Source organism: Polaromonas sp. P3_C2 (assembly GCF_056402675.1).
The window spans coordinates 1-6,113 of sequence record NZ_JBFUGX010000231.1 but is presented as its reverse complement, the minus strand read 5'-3'; the positions used below and the strand labels follow the sequence as shown (position 1 = coordinate 6,113).

General features: G+C 62.3%; 4 protein-coding genes. 2 read left to right on the top strand and 2 right to left on the bottom strand.

Annotation, left to right across the window (positions count from 1 at the left end; translation table 11 throughout):
- Positions 1-161: 161 nt before the first annotated feature.
- Positions 162-1,910 (bottom strand): bifunctional protein-serine/threonine kinase/phosphatase, encoded by a 1,749-nt coding sequence (locus AC1DWI_RS11415; RefSeq protein WP_477671578.1) that lies wholly within the window; start codon positions 1,908-1,910, stop codon positions 162-164.
- Between the two features lie 69 nt (positions 1,911-1,979).
- The gene (locus AC1DWI_RS11410) at positions 1,980-3,260 is read right to left on the bottom strand and encodes a type IV pili methyl-accepting chemotaxis transducer N-terminal domain-containing protein (protein ID WP_477671577.1); all 1,281 of its coding nucleotides are present in this window, start codon (positions 3,258-3,260) and stop codon (positions 1,980-1,982) included.
- A gap of 250 nt (positions 3,261-3,510) precedes the next feature.
- Between AC1DWI_RS11410 and AC1DWI_RS11405 the strand changes: the two genes are divergently transcribed.
- Both AC1DWI_RS11405 and nirB read left to right on the top strand, forming a co-directional pair.
- Positions 3,511-3,660, top strand: a complete 150-nt coding sequence (locus AC1DWI_RS11405) for a hypothetical protein (RefSeq protein WP_477671576.1) — start codon at positions 3,511-3,513, stop codon at positions 3,658-3,660.
- A gap of 52 nt (positions 3,661-3,712) precedes the next feature.
- A partial coding sequence (nirB, locus tag AC1DWI_RS11400; protein ID WP_477724858.1) for a nitrite reductase large subunit NirB occupies positions 3,713-6,113 on the top strand: 2,401 nt, incomplete at its 3' end.

Genomic DNA, 6,113 nt, shown 5'->3' with positions numbered 1-6,113 from the left:
AAAGAAAGTGAGTTGCATGCCGGGCAACCCCCGGCCAGCAGGATTCAGACGAGAGCGCCTCCATCAAACTAACAACAACCCCAAAAAAAGGCCGCTATCAATTCAATAGCTACTTGCGCCCGTCCCCATTGCCCCACAGCCCAATTCAATACTCACCCACCCTACCTCGGCAAAAACAGCAACCAGTAAATCAACAACACGTTGACCAGCACACTCACGCCCAGCAGCAGCTTCCACAACATCACAGGATCCCGCTGGATCAAAGGCGTGGCCTGCGGTGCTGTCAGCGGCCGCGAGGCGCCCCGCTCCAGCGCCAGCAACAATTCTTCGGCGGTTTCGAAGCGCCGGCGCTTGTCGCGCGCCACGGCCTTGAGCACGATGTGGTCCAGCCAGATGGGCACTTCGGGATTGATGCGGCTGGGCGCAACAGGGTCGCGGTAATACCGCCCAGCCTGGTAGGGCAGCACCTCTCCATACGGCAGGCGCGCGGTCAGCAACTGGTACAGCGTCACACCCAGCGCGAACAAATCGCTTTGCGCATCGGGCAGCTCCTCCGGCCCATCTGTGCTGCTTGCGCTGAAGCCCCATTGCTCGGGATTGATAAAACTGGGCGTGCCGGCGTGCAGCTTTCGCATCGCTTCGGGCTCGCGCCCGCTCAATGCCACGCCGAGATCCAGCAGCCGTAGCACGCCATCTTCGCCCTGATGGAGATTGGCGGGCTTGATGTCGCGATGGATCACGCACTGGCGGTGCAATCGGCCCAGCGCCCGCGCGGCCTGGGTGGCCACGCCCAGCACCTGCTCCACGCTGAACTTGTGGCGGCGGTCAAGCTGCTGCTGAAGTGTCTCGCCGCTGTGCCAGTCATACAGCAGGTAAAACGCGCTGCGCTCCTGACCGTTCGGCAGGCGTTCATGGAGGTTGACCAGATGCCCTGCAGCCCTGCCCGACTGCATGCGCAGGGCCAGCCAGGCCTCGTGGGCCAGCATGGCACGCTCTTCTTCATCATGCGACCTCGACGGGTGCAGCGTCTTGAGGGCATACAGCACCCGTGTAGCGGGATCGCGCACCTGATACAGCACATTGATGCCGTTGTCGGCCACCGGCGCCGTTACACTCAGGCCGTCCATCACATCGCCCACCTTCAGGCGGGGCGGAATGGGCAAGGTCTGCGCAATGCGGTTGACGTCCTGCAGTGTTGCGTCGAGCAAGCCGCGCACCCGCACCACTACGGCCGTCACGTTGTCGTTGCTGCCGGCCGCCAGGGCCGCCTCGACCAGGTTCTGACTTGCAAGCTGGGCGTCGGCAGACGCCTCAAGATCGGCAAAACCCTGCAGCCGCACGTCACGCACCACGCCGTGCACGCCGTCCGTCAGCAGCACAAAAACATCGCCGACCTGCAGGTCACCCTGCATGTAGTCCACCACCACATGGTCCTCGGCCCCCACCGAACGCAGCAACTGGTGCCGAAAGTCCGGGTGATTGACTGCATGGTCGTGCGTGAGCTGCTGGGTTTTGCCGCCGCGCAGCAGATAGGCCCGCGAATCGCCGACATGCGCCAGCGTGTACGACTGCCCGCGCAGTACCAGCGCCGTGAGGGTGGTCAGGCCCATGGCCGGACTGCGGCGCTGGTTGATACCCGCCAGCCAGGCGTTTTGCGCCCCGATGATGCGGTCCAGGGCCACGGTGGTGTCCCACGTTTCGGGCGTGCCGTAGTAGTCACGGACCAGGCTGGTCACGGTGGTCTGCGCCGCCTCACGGCCCATGCCGCCTGTGCTCACGCCATCGGCAATCGCCACGATGGAACCCATACCCTCCTGCCCCGCCTCGGGCAGCATCGCAGCGCAAAAGTCTTCGTTGGTGTTCTTGCGGCCCGCCAATGAAGCGAAGCCAATGTCCAGATCAAATGCCATGCACCAAGATAAGCAAGTTTAATGCCCGAATTTGGTGCATCGCAACAATACACGACTGGCGTGCAGGCCCTAGCCCACCAGCATTTGCATGCTGTGTTCGTACTGGGCCGACAGCTGCTCAAAGACGTCGAGGAGGTCTTCGCTGGCCGTCGCCAGACCCTCCAGGCGCCGGGGATCTTTGTCCATGGCAAGCGCGCCCTCGCGCATGTGCTGCCAGCTGATGGCCGCCCGGTCCAGCGACAGGCGGATGTCCTTGCTGGTCAGCGGAATGTCGTTCAGGTATTGCAAGGCCTGCTCGAATGCCGCCTGGGACTCGGCCATGCCGGCCTCGCTGCGGGCCAGCGTTGCCTTGCCACCCGTGGCCCTGAGCAGGGCATATTTGGCAAAACGCTGGCTCAGCATGCGCTGCCGGCCAGCCAGGTTCAGCATCTGCAAGGGAGGCATTGCGCCGGCGCTCTCCAGGCTGCTGGTCATGCGCTCGGCATCCTGCAAAAGCAGGTCTGCCAGTTCATCCAGGTGAGCCATGCTGCCAGCGGCGGGCGTGTCCTGCAAGGCAATCTTGAGCCGCCCCCAGGTAATGGACACCTGCCCGAGCAGGTCTCCAAATGTGGGCTGCGAAAGGCTTTTCCCCAGCGAAACCAGGTTGGCGTCGATGCGCAGCACCGACTCTTTCAGCAGCTCTTTGGCCCGGGCGGCCTGCACCCCCGCAAGCTGCAGCAGGGCAAGCTTGACCAGCCGCTGCGACAACATGCGCAACTGGCCGGAACGGTTGACATCCTCGGCGAAGCGCGCCGAATGGATGATGTGCTCCGACACCTGCCCCAGCCGCTGGTTGGTATGCATGGAGGCTGTCCGCAAAATGTGGAAAGCGTCGTCGTCCGACATCTGCCGGGCCCGCATCAAAATACCTTTGGCCCGGTCCACCGCCTTGCGCTCTTCAAGCCGGCTGGCGGCCTCCTGCACCTGGGCACGCAGGGCCTGCTCGCGGGTAAAACGCGCCTTGGCGAGGTGAATGAGGGGCCGCAGGCGCTGCGCACCATAACCGTTGACCACATAGGCATGAACCCCCACCTCGGTGGCCCGCGTGATCTTTCCCGCGTCTGTGTCGCTGGTGAAAACAATGACGGGACACGGCGCCGTGTCAGCCACCAGCTGCAGCACCTTGAAAAGCTCATCACCCGGAAGCGGGTCATGGCAAATCACCACATCGGGTGCTTGCCGAAGCACTTCCTGCACCAGTTTGCTGCGCTCATCCACAGGCCCCAGTACCTGGATACCAGCTGCCTCCAGGTCTGAAACCAGGGGATGTGCGCCACCAGGGCCGTTCAGGTTTACCAATGCGGAGGTCATACAAATCAAGAGGTTAAGCGGGGAACAGCGACACAGTTCGCAAGTCGCAGGCCATGCCACCGCCACGCCGGTGCCGGGAAAGCTGCGAATCCCAATGATATGGCACAAGTCTTGCGTCATTTGCAGCGGGCGTAACGACGCGCCCAACCTTAGCGAATGCACTGCGGGTTCTGCGCACAACGACGTGCGTAATGGTGTGCCTCATACCGGGTTGACAGCCCGGATCCCTGTTTTTCCGGGAGAGAGCATCATGATTTCCACTCAATTTTTGACAAATCAGACAGATCCGCTGGTGTTGGCGAACTACCGCTGCGTTGCTGCGCCTTATCCCGGCGCCGAGGCCATTCACCGCGCCCAGCCCGCCCGTTGCCCATCTGCTGCCGCGTTCGCCGTGGCATGACGCTTGCACATTGGACCTTGAAAATGACATCGAATCAATCTGGAGTAGCCCCATGAAAAAATCAAAACTGGTGATGGTCGGCAATGGCATGGCCGGCGTTCGCACCCTTGAGGAGCTGCTCAAGGTCGCCCCCGACCTCTACGACATTACAGTCTTCGGCGCCGAGCCCCATCCCAACTACAACCGCATCCTGCTCAGCCCCGTGCTGGCCGGTGAGCAGACGCTCGACGAAATCGTGCTGAACAGCTGGGACTGGTACAAGGACAACCACATTACGCTGCATGCCGGCAAAAAAGTGGTTGAAGTGGACCGCATCAAGCGCGTGGTCCGCGCCGAAGACGGCACCGAAGAGGAATACGACCGCCTGCTGATGTGCACCGGCTCCAACCCCTTCATCCTGCCCGTGCCCGGCAAAGACCTCAAGGGCGTGATTGCCTACCGCGACATCGCCGACACCAACGAGATGATCGCCACAGCCCAGAAGTACAAAAAAGCGGTGGTCATCGGCGGCGGCCTGCTGGGCCTGGAAGCGGCCAACGGCCTGATGCTGCGCGGCATGGAAGTCACCGTGGTGCACGTCATGCCCTGGCTGATGGAGCGCCAGCTTGACGACGTGGCGGGCAAGCTGCTGCAAAAATCCCTGGAAGACCGCGGCCTCAAGTTCATGATCGGCGCGCAGACGCAGGAACTGGTGGGTGGTGAAGACGGCCGCGTGACCTCGATCAAATTCAAGGATGGCACGGAAGTGGCCACTGACCTCGTGGTCATGGCGGTCGGCATCCGGCCGAACACACAGCTCGCGGAATCCATGCGCCTGCACTGCAACAAGGGCATCGTGGTCAACGACACCATGCAGACCGTCACCGATGCGCGCATCTACTCGGTCGGCGAATGCGCAGCCCACCGCGGCATTGCCTATGGCCTCGTGGCCCCGCTGTTCGAACAGGCCAAGGTTGCAGCCAACCACCTGGCGCAGTTCGGCATAGGCCGCTATTCCGGCTCGCTCACGTCCACCAAGCTGAAGGTCACCGGCATCGACCTCTTCAGCGCCGGTGAATTCATGGGTGGCAGCGGCGCTGAAGAAATCGTGATGAGTGACCCCTTTGGCGGCGTCTACAAAAAACTCGTCATCAAGGACGACAAACTCATCGGCGCCTGCCTTTACGGCGACACCGTGGACGGCAGCTACTACTTCAAGCTGCTGCGTGATGGCCGCAGTGTGGCCGACATCCGCGACAAGCTGATTTTCGGAGAGTCCAACCTCGGCGACGCAGGCCACGAAGGCCAGAACAAGGCCGCACTGATGGCCGACGACGCCGAAGTCTGCGGCTGCAACGGCGTCAACAAGGGCACGATCTGCAAGGCCATCAAGGAAAAGGGCCTGTTCACGCTCGATGAAGTACGCAAGCACACCAAAGCCAGCGCATCGTGCGGCTCCTGCACCGGGCTGGTCGAACAGATCCTCATGTTCACCGCCGGCGGCGACTACTCGGCCACGCCCAAGCTCAAGGCCATGTGCGCCTGTACCGACCACGGCCACCAGGCGGTGCGTGACGCCATCCGCGCCAACAAGCTGCTCAGCATCTCTGACACCTTCAAGTTCATGGACTGGAAGACGCCCAACGGCTGCGCCACCTGCCGCCCTGCCGTCAACTACTACCTGATCAGCACCTGGCCAAAACAGGCCAAGGACGATCCGCAAAGCCGCTTCATCAACGAACGCAGCCACGCCAACATCCAGAAAGACGGCACCTACAGCGTCATCCCGCGCATGTGGGGTGGCGAGACCACGGCGAGTGAGCTGCGCCGCATCGCCGACGCGGTCGATAAATACAAGATCCCGACCGTCAAGGTCACCGGCGGGCAGCGTATCGACTTGCTGGGCGTCAAGAAGGAAGACCTGCAGAACGTCTGGAAAGACATCGGCATGCCTTCCGGCCACGCCTACGCCAAAGCCCTGCGCACAGTCAAAACCTGCGTGGGCAGCGAATGGTGCCGCATGGGCACACAAGACAGCACGCAAATGGGCAAGGACCTGGAGCGCGCCATGTGGCGCATGTATGCACCGCACAAGGTCAAGTTTGCCGTGAGCGGCTGCCCGCGCAACTGCGCCGAATCCGGCATCAAGGACGTCGGCATCATCGGTGTCGATTCGGGCTGGGAGATGTACATCGCCGGCAACGGCGGCATCAAGACGGAAGTGGCCCACTTCTTCACCAAGCTCAAGACGGCCGCCGAGGTGCTCGAATACACCGGCGCCTTCTGCGAGCTCTACCGCCAGGAAGGCTGGTACCTGGAGCGCACGGTGCACTACGTCAACCGCGTCGGCCTGGACTATGTGAAGAAAAAAATCCTGGAAGACCACGAAGGCCGCAAAGCCCTGTGGGAGCAACTGCAGTTTGCGCTGGACGGTGAACCGGACCCCTGGTTCGACCTGAAGGAAGCGTCGGTAG

Excerpts from the sequence above, each read along its gene's own strand:
- AC1DWI_RS11415 (WP_477671578.1), bottom strand. The coding sequence starts at position 1,910 with ATGGCATTTGATCTGGACATTGGCTTCGCTTCATTGGCGGGCCGCAAG.
- AC1DWI_RS11410 (WP_477671577.1), bottom strand. The coding sequence starts at position 3,260 with ATGACCTCCGCATTGGTAAACCTGAACGGCCCTGGTGGCGCACATCCC.
- AC1DWI_RS11405 (WP_477671576.1), top strand. The coding sequence starts at position 3,511 with ATGATTTCCACTCAATTTTTGACAAATCAGACAGATCCGCTGGTGTTG.